This window comes from Novispirillum itersonii subsp. itersonii ATCC 12639 (genome assembly GCF_000381985.1).
Taxonomy (GTDB): Bacteria; Pseudomonadota; Alphaproteobacteria; order Rhodospirillales; family Rhodospirillaceae; genus Novispirillum; species Novispirillum itersonii.
Genome location: NZ_KB907362.1, coordinates 1 through 16,406 on the forward strand (window position 1 = coordinate 1; position 16,406 = coordinate 16,406).

At 60.1% G+C, this 16,406-nt stretch carries 13 protein-coding genes and 1 tRNA gene; all 14 read right to left on the reverse strand.

The genetic code is table 11. The features are described from left to right. Positions 1–94 (reverse strand): GTP-binding protein (locus G365_RS24030; protein ID WP_019647169.1); only part of this gene is annotated, 94 nt, incomplete at its 3' end. Positions 95–119: 25 nt separating this feature from the next. After that, positions 120–2,198 carry an elongation factor G gene (fusA, locus tag G365_RS0119265; protein ID WP_019647170.1) on the reverse strand — a complete coding sequence of 693 codons (2,079 nt, stop codon included), beginning with the start codon at positions 2,196–2,198 and terminating at the stop codon, positions 120–122. A gap of 26 nt (positions 2,199–2,224) precedes the next feature. Then, on the reverse strand, positions 2,225–2,695 hold the full coding sequence (gene rpsG, locus G365_RS0119270) for a 30S ribosomal protein S7 (protein WP_019647171.1): 471 nt from the start codon (positions 2,693–2,695) through the stop codon (positions 2,225–2,227). A 21-nt stretch (positions 2,696–2,716) separates the two neighbouring features. Next, positions 2,717–3,088 carry a 30S ribosomal protein S12 gene (gene rpsL, locus G365_RS0119275; RefSeq protein WP_019647172.1) on the reverse strand — a complete coding sequence of 124 codons (372 nt, stop codon included), beginning with the start codon at positions 3,086–3,088 and terminating at the stop codon, positions 2,717–2,719. Positions 3,089–3,545: 457 nt separating this feature from the next. After that, positions 3,546–7,709, reverse strand: a complete 4,164-nt coding sequence (gene rpoC / locus G365_RS0119280; RefSeq protein ID WP_019647173.1) for a DNA-directed RNA polymerase subunit beta' — start codon at positions 7,707–7,709, stop codon at positions 3,546–3,548. A 117-nt stretch (positions 7,710–7,826) separates the two neighbouring features. Then, positions 7,827–12,008, reverse strand: a complete 4,182-nt coding sequence (gene rpoB / locus G365_RS0119285) for a DNA-directed RNA polymerase subunit beta (protein ID WP_019647174.1) — start codon at positions 12,006–12,008, stop codon at positions 7,827–7,829. 438 nt (positions 12,009–12,446) lie between these two features. Further along, positions 12,447–12,818, reverse strand: coding sequence for a 50S ribosomal protein L7/L12 (rplL, locus tag G365_RS0119290; protein ID WP_019647175.1), 372 nt, complete (start codon positions 12,816–12,818; stop codon positions 12,447–12,449). A gap of 88 nt (positions 12,819–12,906) precedes the next feature. Continuing rightward, on the reverse strand, positions 12,907–13,425 hold the full coding sequence (gene rplJ / locus G365_RS0119295; protein ID WP_019647176.1) for a 50S ribosomal protein L10: 519 nt from the start codon (positions 13,423–13,425) through the stop codon (positions 12,907–12,909). A gap of 310 nt (positions 13,426–13,735) precedes the next feature. Continuing rightward, the gene (rplA, locus tag G365_RS0119300; RefSeq protein WP_019647177.1) at positions 13,736–14,431 is read right to left on the reverse strand and encodes a 50S ribosomal protein L1; all 696 of its coding nucleotides are present in this window, start codon (positions 14,429–14,431) and stop codon (positions 13,736–13,738) included. 4 nt (positions 14,432–14,435) lie between these two features. Continuing rightward, the gene (gene rplK / locus G365_RS0119305; RefSeq protein ID WP_019647178.1) at positions 14,436–14,867 is read right to left on the reverse strand and encodes a 50S ribosomal protein L11; all 432 of its coding nucleotides are present in this window, start codon (positions 14,865–14,867) and stop codon (positions 14,436–14,438) included. 120 nt (positions 14,868–14,987) lie between these two features. Further along, entirely contained in the window at positions 14,988–15,518 is a 531-nt protein-coding gene (nusG, locus tag G365_RS0119310; protein ID WP_019647179.1) for a transcription termination/antitermination protein NusG, read from the reverse strand. A 4-nt stretch (positions 15,519–15,522) separates the two neighbouring features. Beyond that, positions 15,523–15,720 carry a preprotein translocase subunit SecE gene (secE, locus tag G365_RS0119315; RefSeq protein ID WP_019647180.1) on the reverse strand — a complete coding sequence of 66 codons (198 nt, stop codon included), beginning with the start codon at positions 15,718–15,720 and terminating at the stop codon, positions 15,523–15,525. A gap of 267 nt (positions 15,721–15,987) precedes the next feature. Then, a tRNA-Trp gene (locus tag G365_RS0119320) sits at positions 15,988–16,063 on the reverse strand. A gap of 248 nt (positions 16,064–16,311) precedes the next feature. Beyond that, positions 16,312–16,406 (reverse strand): EF-Tu C-terminal domain-related protein (locus G365_RS24520; protein WP_019647181.1); only part of this gene is annotated, 95 nt, incomplete at its 5' end.

The following is a 16,406-nucleotide window of genomic DNA, read 5'->3' on the forward strand; positions in this document are numbered from 1 at the left end:
TCGCAGCGGTCAGAGAAGTCTTGCCGTGGTCAACGTGGCCGATCGTGCCAACGTTGCAGTGCGGCTTCGTACGCGCAAATTTTTCCTTAGCCATTTTTCACTCCGTCAGGCTGGGCCGATCAACCGGCCATCTTCGCCTTAATGTCTTCAGCGACGTTGTTCGGAACTTCAGAGTACTTGTCGAACACCATGGTGTACTGGGCGCGGCCCTGAGACATACCACGGAGGGTGTTGACGTACCCGAACATGTTGGACAGCGGGACCGAGGCTTCGATCACGCGGGCATTGCCGCGCTGATCCATACCACCGACCACGCCACGACGGCTGTTCAGATCGCCGATGATGTCGCCCAGATATTCATCCGGGGTCACCACTTCGACCTTCATCACCGGCTCAAGCAGCTTCGGACCCGACTGCGGCATCGCTTCGCGGAAAGCGGCACGAGACGCAATTTCGAACGCCAGAACGCTGGAGTCGACGTCGTGGTAGCCACCGTCGGTCAGAGTGACCTTGAAATCGGTGACCGGGAACCCAACGATGCAGCCATTGTCCATGGCAGACCGCAGGCCCTTTTCGACGCCCGGGATGTATTCTCTCGGAACCGAACCGCCGACGATGGCGCTTTCGAACACGAAACCGGCACCCGGCTCCAGCGGCTCGAACTTCAGCTGCACCTTCGCGTACTGACCGGTACCACCCGACTGCTTCTTGTGGGTGTAGTCGCAGACGTAGGTCTTGGAGATGGTTTCGCGGTAAGCCACCTGCGGGGCACCCACGTTCGCATCAACCTTAAACTCACGACGCATACGGTCGACGATAATCTCGAGGTGGAGTTCACCCATCCCCTTAATCACGGTCTGGCCGGATTCCTGATCGGTCGAAACGCGGAAGGACGGATCTTCAGCAGCCAGACGCGCCAGCGCCAGACCCATCTTTTCCATGTCCGCCTTGGTCTTCGGCTCGACGGCGACTTCAATCACCGGCTCGGGGAATTCCATGCGTTCCAGAATGACCTGCTTCAGCGGATCACAAAGGGTATCACCAGTGGTGGTATCCTTCAGACCGACGACAGCGACGATGTCACCAGCGCCCGCAAACTTGATTTCTTCGCGGTTGTTGGCATGCATCAGCAGCATACGACCGATACGCTCACGCTTTTCCTTCACGGTGTTCACCACGTAGGTACCCGACTCGAGGATACCAGAGTAGATGCGCACGAAGGTCAGCGAACCGACGAACGGGTCGTTCATGATCTTGAAAGCAAGACCGGCGAACGGCTCTTCGTCAGACGACTTACGCTCAGCCGGGGTTTCGCCGTCAAGCAGAACGCCCTTAATAGACGGCACGTCGAGCGGCGACGGCAGGAAAGCGATCACGGCGTCCAGCATCGTCTGGACACCCTTGTTCTTGAAGGCAGAGCCGCACAGCACCGGAACGAAGGTCCGGGCAATGGTGCCCTTACGAATGCAGGCCTTCAGGGCCTCTTCGTCCGGCTCGTTCCCTTCCAGGTAGGCTTCCATCACCGCATCGTCGACTTCGACGGCGGTTTCCACCAGCTTGGAACGGTATTCGGCGGCCTTATCAGCCATGTCAGCCGGAATATCGACGTATTCATAGGCAGCGCCCAGATCGTCGCCCTTCCAGATCACGGCCTTCATCTTGACCAGATCGACCACGCCGGTGAATTCGGCTTCAACACCGATCGGCAGGTTGATCACCAGCGGAACAGCACCGAGACGGTCGACGATCATGTCGACGCAACGGTAGAAGTTCGCGCCCATGCGGTCCATCTTGTTGACGAAGCACATGCGCGGCACGCCGTACTTGTCGGCCTGACGCCACACGGTTTCAGACTGCGGCTCAACCCCGGCGACGGAGTCGAAAACAGTCACAGCACCGTCGAGCACACGCAGGGACCGTTCCACTTCAATGGTGAAGTCGACGTGACCCGGGGTGTCGATGATGTTGATGCGGTGATCTTTCCAGAACGCGGTGGTGGCAGCGGAGGTGATGGTGATACCACGCTCCTGTTCCTGCTCCATCCAGTCCATGGTGGCAGCGCCTTCATGGACTTCACCGATCTTGTGCGACTTCCCGGTGTAATACAGGATTCGCTCGGTAGTCGTGGTCTTACCGGCATCAATGTGAGCCATGATGCCGATATTGCGGTATCTCTCAAGCGGGGTTTCGCGCTTCATGACGAGCTAGCTACCTTGCGTTCGCGTTACCAGCGATAGTGCGAGAAGGCCTTGTTGGCCTCGGCCATACGGTGCGTGTCTTCACGCTTCTTCACAGCACCACCGCGGTTGTTGGCGGCATCCAGCAGCTCACCCGACAGCTTGTCGACCATGGTGGTCTCAGAGCGCTTGCGGGAGAAGTCCTTCAGCCAACGGAAGGCCAGCGCCTGACGACGGTCAGTGCGGACTTCGACCGGAACCTGATAGGTGGCACCGCCGACACGGCGGGAGCGCACTTCGACGGCGGGCTTAATGTTGTCCACGGCTTCGTGGAACACCTGCACCGGGTCGTTGCCAGTCTTGGCAGCGATCTTGTCGAGGGCACCATAAACAATCTTTTCAGCAACGCTCTTCTTGCCGTCCAGCATGATGGCGTTGATGAATTTGGCGAGAACGAGATCACCGAACTTGGCGTCCGGAAGGACCTCACGCTTTTCTGCGCGATGACGACGAGACATATCTTATTTCCCTCGCTGGTCTTACTTCGGACGCTTCGCGCCGTACTTCGAACGACGCTGCTTACGGTTCTTCACGCCCTGGGTATCCAGAGTGCCGCGGATGATGTGGTAACGCACACCGGGCAAATCCTTCACACGGCCGCCACGGATCATCACCACGGAGTGTTCCTGAAGGTTGTGACCTTCGCCGGGGATGTAGGAGGTGACTTCAAAGCCGTTGGTCAGACGCACACGGGCCACCTTACGAAGCGCGGAGTTCGGCTTCTTCGGGGTGGTGGTGTACACGCGGGTGCAAACGCCACGCTTCTGCGGGCAGGCCTGCATGGCCGGAACCTTGTTCCGCTTGGCAACCGGCTGGCGGCCTTCACGGATCAACTGATTGATCGTCGGCATAACCGTTCCTTCAATTTGTTACGCTTTCGCGTTGCCTTTTTCGACGCTTTCGCGCCACCCTTTTGTACGGCCTGCGCCTGACGCGCCTGCTCGCGGTCTGCTCTTAAGCCGGATAAGTCCGGCTCCGCCTCTAGGAAACCGATAGTCCGGCACCCTGTGCAAAGAGCAGTGTCCTGTGGGACAAGACAGCGTTTTGATGGGCGGAGAACTCTCCGGAATTCCCATACAGAAACGCCCCCGAAAAAGGATACCTTTCTCAGAGGCGCGCATACTACGGACGGCCCCTGACAGCGTCAAGTGAAAGCTGCATGGCGACTCGGTAGCATCCCGGAAAAGACAAAAGCCCGGGACAGTTTCAGAAGAATCTGTCCCGGGCTTTTATCAAAACCATACTTTTTTATCAGAAGGGGTCTGACGCGCCCTGAAAGCCGCCAGACCCACAGCCTGATCAACAGACTTAAGCAGCCGACTCGTCGCCGGGCAGAGCAGCCAGATCGGCCCCACTGATTTCTGCCAGTTCACGATCGCGGCGGGCAGCAACCTGACGGTATTGCGCCATCGCGGCACCGGTACCGGCAGGGATCAGACGACCGACGATCACGTTTTCTTTCAGGCCGACCAGCGTATCCACCTTGCCCGAGGTCGAGGCTTCGGTGAGGACGCGGGTGGTTTCCTGGAAGGATGCCGCCGACACGAAGGAATGAGTCTGCAGCGAGGCCTTGGTAATCCCCTGCAGAACCGGGTTCCCGGATGCCAGACGACCGCCTTCCTTCATGACTTTCTCGTTTTCCAGCTGGAAGTCGATACGGTCAACCTGCTCGGCCAGCAGGAAGGTGGTATCACCCGGATCCGTGATTTCCACCTTCTGCAGCATCTGGCGGACGATCACTTCAATATGCTTGTCGTTGATCTTCACGCCCTGCAGACGGTAAACGTCCTGGATTTCCTTGATCAGGTAATCGGCCAGCGCCTCGACACCCATGACACGCAGAATGTCATGCGGCACCGGGTTACCGTCCATCAGCGGATCGCCCTTCTTGACGTAATCCCCTTCCTGAACGGCAAGGTGCTTGCCCTTCGGGACCAGGTATTCCATCGGCTCGGCAGCATCATCGGTGGTCGGAACCACAAGGATGCGGCGCTTGTTCTTATAGTCCTTACCGAATTCCACGCGGCCATCGATCTCAGCGATGATGGCATGGTCCTTCGGCTTACGGGCTTCGAACAGTTCCGCAACACGCGGCAGACCGCCGGTGATGTCACGGGTCTTGGAGCCTTCACGCGGAATACGTGCCAGCACGTCACCGGCGTTGACCCGCTGCCCCGGTTCCACGGACAGGATCGCGTCAACGGACAGGAAGTAACGGGCTTCCACACCGCTGGCCAGCATCACCACATTGTTGCTCTCGTCACGCAGGGTGACGCGCGGCTTAAGGTCGCCACCACGCGGCAGAGACTTCCAGTCAACAACAACGCGGGAGGAGATGCCGGTCGCTTCGTCAACCTGCTCACGCATGGAGACGCCTTCGACCAGGTCCAGATAGTGGACCACACCTTCCTTCTCGGTGATGATCGGCAGGGTGTACGGGTCCCACTCGGCCATCTTGGTCGCTTTGGTGACCGGCTTCCCGTCTTCCACATACAGCTTGGCGCCGTAAGGGATACGGTGACGGGCCTTTTCGCGGCCGTTAACGTCGAGCAGAATGATCTCGAGGTTACGGGCCAGAACGATCTGGACCCCTTCCGAGTTCCGCACGGTGTTATAGTTTTCCACCCGCACCATCGAGTCGAACGGCGCTTCAACGCTGGACTGCTCAGCCCCACGCTGCGCGGCACCGCCAATGTGGAAGGTACGCATGGTCAGCTGGGTACCCGGCTCACCGATCGACTGGGCGGCAACGACGCCGACAGCTTCACCGATGTTGGCCGAGGTCCCACGGGCCAGATCGCGACCATAGCACTTACCGCAGATGCCGGTCTGGGTTTCGCAGGTCAGCACCGAGCGGATCAGCAGGGATTCGATACCGGCGGCCTCGATCTTCTCGACGTCCGGTTCGGTGATGATCTCACCCTTCTTCACCAGCACTTCGCCGGTCGCCGGATTGATCGCATCTTCACCGGCGGTGCGGCCCAGAACGCGTTCGCCCAGCGACACGACCACTTCGCCGCCGTCCACCACCGGAATGGCGGTCAGGGCGCGTTCGGTGCCGCAGTCTTCCTCGGTGATGATCGCGTCCTGTGCCACGTCAACGAGACGACGGGTCAGGTAACCGGAGTTCGCGGTCTTCAGCGCGGTATCGGCCAGACCCTTACGGGCACCGTGGGTGGAGTTGAAGTACTCCAGCACGGTCAGGCCTTCCTTGAAGTTGGAAATGATCGGGGTCTCAATGATGGAGCCGTCCGGCTTCGCCATCAGACCACGCATCCCCGCCAGCTGCTTCATCTGAGCGGCAGAGCCACGCGCCCCGGAGTGGGCCATCATGTACACCGAGTTGACCGGCTTGCCCGGCACAACACGGCTGATTTCCTTCATCATTTCATCGGCGACCAGATCGGTGCAGTGCGACCAGGCGTCAACGACCTTGTTGTACTTTTCACCCTGAGTGATCAGACCGTCCTGATACTGCTGCTCGAATTCCTTGACCTGACGTTCAGTGTCGGCAACCAGCTTTTCCTTGGTCGCCGGGATCACCATATCGTCCTTGCCGAAGGAGATCCCCGCACGCGCCGCCTGACGGAAGCCAAGTGCCATGACGCGGTCACAGAAGATCACCGTCTCTTTCTGACCGCAGTGGCGATAGACGATATCGATGACGTCCTGAATATCCTTCTTCCGCAGCAGGCGGTTGACGATGGAATACGGGACCTTCGGATGACGCGGCAGCAGGTTGGCCAGCATCAGACGGCCCGGAGTGGTTTCCACCACCAGAGTCACCGGATTGTTGTCGGCATCGACGGTGTGGTACCGGGCCTTGATACGGGCGTGCAGAGACAGCACACCGGCATTCATGGCGTGTTCCAGCTCGGCGACGTCACCGATCACCATGCCGTCGCCACGCTCGTTTTCACGGTCCATGGTCATGTAGTACAGACCAAGCACCATATCCTGAGTCGGGACGATAATCGGCTTGCCGTTGGCCGGGCTGAGGATGTTGTTGGTCGACATCATCAGCACACGGGCTTCAAGCTGGGCTTCCAGAGACAGCGGCACGTGGACCGCCATCTGGTCACCGTCGAAGTCGGCGTTAAAGGCGGTGCAGACCAGCGGATGCAGGTTGATCGCCTTGCCTTCCACCAGCACCGGCTCAAACGCCTGAATGCCAAGACGGTGCAGCGTCGGGGCGCGGTTGAGCATGACCGGATGCTCGCGGATCACCTCTTCGAGGATATCCCACACTTCCGGACGCTCTTTTTCCACCATGCGCTTGGCAGCCTTGATGGTGGTCGCCATGCCATAGAGTTCAAGCTTGGAATAGATGAACGGCTTGAACAGCTCGAGCGCCATCTTCTTCGGCAGACCGCACTGGTGGAGCTTCAGCTCCGGCCCCACCACGATCACCGAACGGCCGGAGTAATCGACGCGCTTACCGAGCAGGTTCTGACGGAAGCGGCCCTGCTTGCCTTTCAGCATGTCAGCCAGCGACTTCAGCGGCCGCTTGTTCGCGCCGGTGATGGCGCGGCCACGGCGGCCGTTGTCGAACAGGGCGTCAACCGATTCCTGCAGCATACGCTTTTCGTTACGGATGATGATCTCCGGGGCACGGAGCTCGATCAGACGCTTCAGGCGGTTGTTGCGGTTGATGACGCGGCGGTAAAGGTCGTTAAGGTCCGACGTGGCGAAGCGGCCACCATCCAGCGGCACCAGCGGACGCAGTTCCGGCGGAATCACCGGAATCACTTCCAGAATCATCCATTCCGGACGGGTGTTCGACTCGACGAAGGCTTCAGCCAGCTTCAGACGCTTGACCAGCTTCTTACGCTTGGCTTCGGAGGAGGTCTCGCGGAGTTCCTGACGCATCTGCACCAGTTCTTCGTCGATATCCATCGCCTGCAGAAGATCGCGGATCGCCTCAGCGCCGATACCGGCAGTGAAGCTGTCTTCGCCGTATTCTTCGACGCAACGCTGATACTGTTCTTCCGACAGCAGCTCAAACTGCTTCAGCGGGGTCAGACCGGGCTCGGTGACCACATAGTTTTCGAAGTACAGAACGCGTTCCAGATCCTTCAGGGTCATGTCGAGCAGCAGACCGATGCGGCTCGGCAGGGACTTCAGGAACCAGATGTGGGCGACGGGAGCCGCCAGCTCGATATGGCCCATGCGCTCACGGCGGACCTTCGAGAGGGTCACTTCGACGCCGCACTTTTCGCAGATGATGCCACGGTACTTCATACGCTTGTACTTACCGCACAAGCATTCGTAATCCTTCACCGGCCCGAAGATGCGGGCGCAGAACAGGCCGTCGCGTTCCGGCTTGAAGGTACGGTAGTTGATGGTTTCCGGCTTCTTGATCTCACCAAAGGACCAAGAGCGGATCTTCTCGGGGCTGGCAATGGAAATCTTGATCTGATCAAACGACTGGGTGCCGCTGACCTGACCGAAGATCTTCATAAGCTCGTTCATGCCTGATCTCCTGTCGCGCTGGCGGAAGGACTTTGTCTGTCTGCCTTCCGCCGGGCGCGTATCTCAAAAGCTGCGTTGCAGGGGGTCGGTTCTGTGCGGGATGCCGCGGGGAAGGCCTTAGCCTTCGCCCTGCAGCAGCTCCACATCCAGACCCAGAGAACGCATTTCCTTCACCAGCACGTTGAACGACTCCGGGATACCGGCTTCGAAGGTGTCGTCGCCACGGACGATCGCTTCATAAACCTTGGTACGACCCGAGACGTCATCCGACTTCACGGTCAGCATTTCCTGCAGGGTATAGGCAGCACCGTAGGCTTCCAGAGCCCACACTTCCATTTCCCCGAAGCGCTGACCACCGAACTGCGCCTTACCACCCAGCGGCTGCTGGGTCACCAGCGAGTAAGGACCGATGGAACGGGCGTGGATCTTGTCGTCAACCAGGTGATGCAGCTTCAGCATATAGATGTAGCCCACCGTCACCTGACGGTCGAACGGCTCCCCGGTACGGCCATCGTACAGGGTGACCTGACCGGAAGCGTGCAGACCGGCCTTTTCCAGATGCTCGGCGATGTCGCTTTCGCGGGCACCGTCAAACACCGGGGTGGCAATCGGAATACCACCGCGCAGGTTAGACGCCAGTTCGACCACTTCGGCATCATCCAGACCGACAATGTCTTCCTGGAAGTGATGCTCGCCGTAGACGTCCTTCAGCTTACCGCGCAGTCCGTCGAGGGTACCGGTACCGTACCGCACGGCATCCAGCGCCTCGCCGACCTGCTTGCCAAGGCCACGGCAGGCCCAGCCAAGGTGCGTTTCCAGAATCTGCCCGACGTTCATACGCGACGGCACACCCAGCGGGTTCAGGACGATATCGACCTGAGTCCCGTCAGCGAGGTACGGCATGTCTTCGATCGGAACAATGCGGGAGATAACCCCCTTGTTCCCGTGACGGCCGGCCATCTTGTCGCCCGGCTGCAGCTTACGCTTCACCGCAACGAAGACCTTAACCATCTTCAGCACGCCCGGCGGCAGTTCGTCACCGCGCTGCAGCTTTTCGACCTTGCTTTCAAAGCGGGCCTGAAGCTGGCCAATGGCCTCTTCGTGCGACTTCTTCATGCCTTCGATGTCAGCCATGATGGAATCATCTTCCACCGCGAACTGACGCCACTGACCCTGGGTGTACTGCACCAGCACATCTTCAGTCAGCTCAACACCGATCTTGAAGCCCTTCGGACCGGCAACCGCCTTCTGGCCCAGCAGCTTTTCCTTCAGACGCAGGCTGAAGGAGCCGTCCAGAATGGCGCGTTCGTCGTCGCGGTCCTTGGCCAGACGTTCGATCTCGGCGCGTTCGATCGCCAGGGTACGCTCGTCCTTCTCCACCCCACGACGGTTGAAGACACGGACTTCAACGATGGTCCCCTGCACGCCCGGGGGCAGACGCAGGGAGGTATCGCGGACGTCAGCGGCCTTTTCACCGAAGATGGCGCGCAGCAGCTTTTCTTCCGGAGTGACCGGGCTTTCGCCCTTCGGGGTGGTCTTACCGACCAGAATGTCCCCGGCCTTCACTTCGGCCCCGATGTAGACGATCCCGGCTTCGTCGAGGTTCTTCAGCGCATCTTCCCCGACGTTGGGGATATCGCGGGTGATGTCTTCCTGACCCAGCTTGGTGTCACGGGCCATCACTTCGAATTCTTCGATGTGGATCGAGGTGAACACGTCGTCACGGACGATGCGTTCGGAGATCAGGATCGAATCTTCGAAGTTGTAGCCGTTCCACGGCATGAACGCGACCAGCACGTTCCGACCGAGAGCCAGTTCACCCAGCTCGGTCGACGGGCCGTCGGCGATGATGTCGCCCTTGCGGACGATATCGCCCACCTTCACCAGCGGACGCTGAGTGATACAGGTGTTCTGGTTGGAACGCTGGAACTTGGACAGACGGTAGATGTCCACGCCGGACTGGGCGGCATCCACTTCCTCGGTGGCACGCACCACGATGCGCATGGCATCGACCTGCTGCACGATACCGGTGCGGCGGGCAGAAATGGCGGCGCCGGAGTCGCGGGCCACAACGCCTTCCATCCCGGTCCCGACGAACGGAGCCTCGGCACGGATCAGCGGCACGGCCTGACGCTGCATGTTGGAGCCCATCAGCGCGCGGTTGGCGTCATCGTTCTCAAGGAACGGAATCAGCGCCGCAGCGACGGACACCAGCTGCTTCGGCGACACGTCCACGAAGTCGATTTCGCTCGGGGCGGCCATGATGTAGTCGCCCTTGCCGCGGCACGACACCAGATCACCGACGAAACGGTTCTCGGCATCAAGCTCGGCGTTCGCCTGCGCAACGGTGTACCGGCCTTCTTCCATCGCCGACATATAGATCACCTCGTCGGTGACCTTCCCGTCCACGACCTTCCGGTACGGGGCTTCGATGAAACCGTACTGGTTGACGCGGGCATAGGTGGCGAGGCTGTTGATCAGACCGATGTTCGGACCTTCCGGGGTCTCAATCGGGCAGATACGGCCATAGTGGGTCGGGTGCACGTCGCGGACTTCGAAGCCCGCGCGCTCACGGGTCAGACCGCCCGGCCCGAGGGCCGAAAGACGACGCTTATGCGTCACTTCGGACAGCGGGTTGGTCTGGTCCATGAACTGCGACAGCTGCGAGGAGCCGAAGAATTCACGCACCGCAGCCGCAGCCGGTTTGGCGTTGATCAGGTCATGCGGCATCACGGTGTCGATGTCCACCGAGGACATACGCTCGCGGATGGCGCGCTCCATGCGCAGCAGACCGACACGGTACTGGTTTTCCATCAGTTCGCCGACAGAGCGGACACGACGGTTGCCCAGATGGTCGATGTCATCGATCTCGCCGCGGCCGTCCTTCAGTTCGACCAGGGTCTTGATGATGCGCAGAATATCTTCACGGCGCAGCACACGGACGGTATCCGGGGCTTCGGCCATGGTGAAATTCAGGCGGGAGTTCATCTTCACGCGGCCGACCGAGGACAGGTCGTAGCGCTCGATATCGAAGAACAGGCCACGGAACAGCAGTTCAGCAGCTTCGAGAGTCGGCGGCTCGCCCGGACGCATCACGCGGTAGATGTCGATCAGGGCTTCTTCGCGGTTGGTGTTCTTATCCGCAAACAGGGTATTGCGGATATACGGTCCAACGTTGACGTGGTCGATGTGGAGGGTCGGCAGCTCGTCGATGCCGTTCTTTTCCAGCTCGGCCAGAGCGACTTCGGTGATTTCCTCACCGGCTTCGATGAAGATCTCACCGGTCCCCGGATTGATGATGTCTTCACCGGCATAACGGCCGATCAGATCCTCACGCAGGACCCGCATCTCGGTCATCCCGGCTTCAATCAGCTTCTTGCCGACGCGCGGGGACACCTTACCACCAGCCTCAACCTTCACTTCACCGGTGGCGGCGTCGATCAGGTCATAGGTCAGCTTCACACCCTTCAGCCGCTCCGGCACGAACGCCGTCTTCCAGCCCTGCGCGTCCGCAGTGTAGGTGATGCTCTCGTAGAAGTAGTTGAGAATGTCTTCGGCGGTCAGACCGGTCAGTTCCGCCGGATCGAGCGGCAGGCGGGCCTTGGTCCGATCGGCACGCAGCTTTTCAGCAGCATTGGAATCCAGCGCATACAGCAGCGTGGTGACCGGCAGCTTGCGGCGGCGGTCAATACGCACGTAGACGATATCCTTGGCGTCGAACTCAAAGTCCAGCCAGGAGCCACGGTACGGAATGACTCGGGCGGCGAACAGGTACTTCCCCGAAGAGTGGGTCTTGCCCTTATCGTGGTCGAAGAACACGCCCGGGGAGCGGTGCATCTGCGACACGATCACACGTTCGGTGCCGTTGACGATAAAGGTGCCGTTCCGGGTCATGAGCGGCATGTCGCCCATGTACACGTCCTGCTCCTTAATGTCGCGGACGGAGCGGGAGCCGGTGTCTTCATCGACATCCCACACCACCAGACGCAGGGTAACCTTCAGCGGAGCCGCAAAGGTCATGCCGCGCTGCTGGCACTCTTCCACATCATACTTCGGCTCTTCCAGCTCGTAGCGAACGAATTCCAGCTCGCCCTTACCGGCAAAATCCTTAATCGGGAAAACGGACTTGAAAACTTCCTGAAGGCCGGAATTGGTCCGCTTGGCCGCCACGATGCCGGTCTGCAGGAACTGATCGTAGGAGTTCTTCTGCACTTCGATCAGATTGGGCATCGGGGCCACGGTCGGGATACGCCCAAAATTCTTGCGTACCCGCTTGCGACCGGTGAAGGACTTAGCCATTGCCGCTCCTCTATGTCTTCGACTGTATCCGGCATCGTCATGCCGGGTTTCGACGGCGATCCGGGCAACGTGATCCGGCAGGATACCCCACCGGACTCGCCCGAACCGTGACGGGAGGGTGCCAGAGCAAGCACCCCAATCCGTCGACACGTGTAAGAATCTGCCCCACTGCCCGCACCTGCTCCCCGGTGCGGCGTCCGGGCCGACCTGCACAGGGCTGATGATCAGCCCTCTGGACGTCGGTCCTGTTTTTAAACCTCAAAATACGCACACGCAAAACATCCGCCCGCCTTTCGGCGCAGCGGAATTCGACACATTACAGACTTACACAGCATTCGTCACGCCGAATCATGGGCCCGGCGCTGTTTTTTATCGGCACAAACAGGAAGGCCGGAGATCCGAAGATCCCCGGCCCAACCCCGTTGCCAAAGGCAGGTCTTACTTCAGTTCGACCTTGGCGCCGGCGTCTTCCAGCTGCTTCTTCAGCTTGTCGGCTTCGTCCTTGGACGCAGCTTCCTTCACGGCCTTCGGAGCGCCTTCGACCAGGTCCTTGGCTTCCTTCAGGCCCAGGCCGGTGATGGCGCGGACTTCCTTAATGACGTTGATCTTGTTGGCGCCAGCGTCAACCAGGATCACGTCGAATTCGGTCTTTTCTTCAGCGGCCGGAGCAGCGGCAGCGGCAACGGCGGCAACGGCGACCGGAGCAGCGGCGGAAACGCCCCACTTCTCTTCCAGCAGCTTGGACAGCTCAGCGGCTTCCAGAACGGTCAGAGCGGACAGGTCGTCGACGAGCTTGGCGAGATCAGCCATTTTATACTCCACAGGTTGGCCATGGGCTTATCATTACGCCGCATGGCAGATCGGTTCATAAAGTCCCGCCGAAGCGGGAAGCAGCGACTTAGGCGGCTTCGCCTTTGGTGGCATAGGCATTGAGAACCCGAGCCAGCCCGGCGCCCGGCTGAGACAGCACGGTGGCGATACGGGTACCCGGGGTCTGGATCATGCCGACCAGCTTGGCACGCAGTTCGTCCAGGCTCGGCATGGTGGCCAGCGCCTTAACCCCATCGGAGTTCAGGGCAGAGCCGTTCATGTTCCCGCCGAGAATAACCAGCTTCGGGTTAGTCTTGGCGAAATCAACCATTGCCTTAGCGGCAGCGACCGGATCGGCCGACACGGCAATGCCGGTCGGGCCAGTCATCAGGTCGCCGATGCTGTCGAACTTGGTGCCATCAAGGGCGAGACGCGTAAGCCGATTCTTGGTGACACGGAAGCTGGCACCCGCAGCGCGCATCTGCTTACGGAGATTCTCCATTTCCGTCACGGTCAGGCCCGAGTAGTGGGCGACCACGACGGTGGAGACTTCCCCGAACAGCTGATGGAGCTCGGAAACCAACTCCTGCTTCTGTTCACGGTTCACGTTGCGTCTCCGCAGTCTTGATCCGGTCCGGAAACCGGACAGGATCTGTTGCGATAGTCTCCGCCCGGAAGGACGGAGGGGACAACCTGCCCCAGAAGCTGAAGCCCGCCACCCAAGATGCCGCTATGCGTGATAACGGAACCGGACCCGCGGAAATTCAACTCCCGTCTGTGCAGGCGGGGTGCTCCCCTTTCAGAAACCGCCCGTGCGGTTCACCTACGGTCTTGGACAGGTAACTCGGCCTCCGGCGAACCGGAGACCTGCCACCGTCACCCGGGCAAGCCCGGATGACGGTGATCAGGAAAACTCCTTAGCCCGCGACGGAGCCCGGAGCAACCTTCAGACCCGGGCCCATAGTGGAGCTCAGGGAGATCTTCTGCACGTAGGTGCCCTTGGCGCCCGACGGCTTGGCCTTCTGGATGGCATCCACGAAAGCGCGGACGTTCTCAACCAGCTTGGCTTCGTCGAAGGAAACCTTGCCGATACCGGCGTGGACGATACCAGCCTTCTCGACGCGGAACTGCACCTGACCGGCCTTAGCGGACTTCACGGCACCGGCGACATCGGCGGTGACGGTGCCCAGCTTCGGGTTCGGCATCAGGCCGCGCGGCCCGAGGATCTTACCGACGCGACCGACCAGACCCATCATGTCCGGGGTGGCGATGCAGCGGTCGAAATCCATCTTGCCCTGCTGGATCATTTCCATCAGCTCTTCGGCGCCGACAATGTCAGCACCGGCGGCCTTGGCTTCCTCGGCCTTATCGGCCTTGGCGAACACAGCGACGCGGACGGTCTTGCCGGTGCCATGCGGCAGCTCGACAACACCACGGACCATCTGATCGGCATGACGCGGGTCAACACCCAGGTTCATGGCGATTTCGAGGGATTCGTCAAACTTGGCCTTGGCGGCACCCTTGACGATCTTCACCGCTTCGACGAGATCGTAAAACTTTTCGCGGTCAACGCCTTCGTAGGCGCTCTTCAGACGCTTGCCAATCTTCGCCATCGTCTTATTCCACCACCTGGAGGCCCATGGACCGGGCCGAGCCCTTGATCATCTGCACGGCGGAGTCGACCTCGGCGCAGTTCAGATCCTTCATCTTCGCTTCGGCGATTTCACGGATCTGAGCGACCGTGACCTTGCCGACGAAGGAACCCTTACCCGGGGTCTGGGAGCCAGACTTCAGGTTAGCGGCCTTCTTCAGGAAGTAAGACACCGGCGGGGTCTTGGTGACGAAGGTAAAGGTACGGTCGGTGTAAGCGGTGATGACGACCGGAATCGGCATCCCCGGCTCAAGACCCTGCGTGGCGGCGTTGAACGCCTTGCAGAATTCCATGATGTTCAGGCCGCGCTGACCCAGCGCCGGACCAATCGGCGGCGACGGGTTGGCTTTGCCCGCAGGCACCTGAAGTTTAACGTAACCAGCGACTTTCTTTGCCATTTTCCTACCTCGTTGCGTTGAGGCCCGCGGTGTGGCCGGGCAACCGGGCCTTCCGCGGATACCGGGATACGGACTGCCCGCATCCCGACCCGCTCCCTGTCGTCAGAAACCTGAGAAGTCTCAGATTTTCTCGACCTGGGAGAATTCCAGATCGACCGGCGTAGACCGGCCGAAGATCGACACAGACACCTTGAGACGGGCCTTGTCTTCCTCGACTTCTTCGACAATGCCGTTGAAGGAGGCAAACGGACCGTCGGCAACGCGAACCTGTTCGCCGACCTCGAAACTGATGGAGGTCTTCGGACGCTCGACGCCTTCCTTGACCTGATTGATGATGCGCTCAGCCTCACGCTGGGTGATCGGCACCGGACGACCGCGGCCACCGAGGAACCCGGTCACCTTCGGCGTATCCTTCACCAGATGCCAGCTCTCGTCGGTCATCTGCATTTTCAGCAGCACATACCCCGGGAAGAACTTACGGTCAGACTGAACCTTCGCCCCACGGCGAACCTCAACCACTTCCTCGGTCGGCACCAGAACCTCTTCGAACTGATCGGCCAGACCCTTCTGGGCAGCCTGCTCGCGGATCGACTGGGCAACCTTGTTCTCAAACCCGGAATAAACGTGCAGAACGTACCAGCGCGCTTCCATGACCTTAACCCCCCAGCCCGAATACCAGCTTCACACCCCAGGCGAGCACCTGATCCACCAGAAGGAAGAACAGCGCCGCCACGACCACCATCACGAAGACCATGATCGTGGAAATGGTGGCTTCCTTGCGGGTCGGCCACGTGACCTTCGCCACTTCCTGACGGACCTGCCGGACAAACTGACCGGGATTGGTTTTTGCCATGACTGCTCACAACCCAACTGGTTTATGCCGCACGGGGAAAGCCGGATCAAAGCGAGACGCGATCACCGCGCACCGCACCAATACGGTAAACACCCGAAAACCGGCAGGATCGGAAACCGATCTCTGCCGGAGCCCTTGAATACCAGCTGACAGACAGGCTGCCAACCGGCAGGCGATTCCAGATACACTTTTAAAGCGGATTTTCTGGCATCGCCCTGAAACTGTCATGCCCGGCTTACGCCGGGCATGTGGCCGATGGTGGCTGTTTGGCAGGGGCGACAGGGATCGAACCCGTAACCCCCGGTTTTGGAGACCGGTGCTCTACCAGTTGAGCTACGCCCCTATAAGGGTCTGCCAACCACAACAGCGCCTGAACAGTTTGCCTCGAAAGGCTTTCTTCAGTTGCTGGCGTCAGGAGCCATCCTGACGGGAGCGGCGTTATAGCCTTGCCTGAAAAAAAGATCAACCCACAAAACGCACACAACCCGGGGATTTTTTAGGGTTCCGGCACGACAGCGTCGACCGATCCCCCCAACAGTCCCCACAAAAGCAAACCGGGGGCCCCTTGCAGGGCCCCCGGCTCACAGAACATTACTTCAGGATCTTAGAGACGACGCCGGCGCCGACGGTACGACCGCCTTCACGGATGGCGAAGCGCAGGCCTTCGTCCATGGCGATCGGGGCGA

Excerpts from the sequence above, each read along its gene's own strand:
- fusA (WP_019647170.1), bottom strand. The coding sequence starts at position 2,198 with ATGAAGCGCGAAACCCCGCTTGAGAGATACCGCAATATCGGCATCATG.
- rpsG (WP_019647171.1), bottom strand. The coding sequence starts at position 2,695 with ATGTCTCGTCGTCATCGCGCAGAAAAGCGTGAGGTCCTTCCGGACGCC.
- rpsL (WP_019647172.1), bottom strand. The coding sequence starts at position 3,088 with ATGCCGACGATCAATCAGTTGATCCGTGAAGGCCGCCAGCCGGTTGCC.
- rpoC (WP_019647173.1), bottom strand. The coding sequence starts at position 7,709 with ATGAACGAGCTTATGAAGATCTTCGGTCAGGTCAGCGGCACCCAGTCG.
- rpoB (WP_019647174.1), bottom strand. The coding sequence starts at position 12,008 with ATGGCTAAGTCCTTCACCGGTCGCAAGCGGGTACGCAAGAATTTTGGG.
- rplL (WP_019647175.1), bottom strand. The coding sequence starts at position 12,818 with ATGGCTGATCTCGCCAAGCTCGTCGACGACCTGTCCGCTCTGACCGTT.
- rplA (WP_019647177.1), bottom strand. The coding sequence starts at position 14,431 with ATGGCGAAGATTGGCAAGCGTCTGAAGAGCGCCTACGAAGGCGTTGAC.
- rplK (WP_019647178.1), bottom strand. The coding sequence starts at position 14,867 with ATGGCAAAGAAAGTCGCTGGTTACGTTAAACTTCAGGTGCCTGCGGGC.
- nusG (WP_019647179.1), bottom strand. The coding sequence starts at position 15,518 with ATGGAAGCGCGCTGGTACGTTCTGCACGTTTATTCCGGGTTTGAGAAC.
- secE (WP_019647180.1), bottom strand. The coding sequence starts at position 15,720 with ATGGCAAAAACCAATCCCGGTCAGTTTGTCCGGCAGGTCCGTCAGGAA.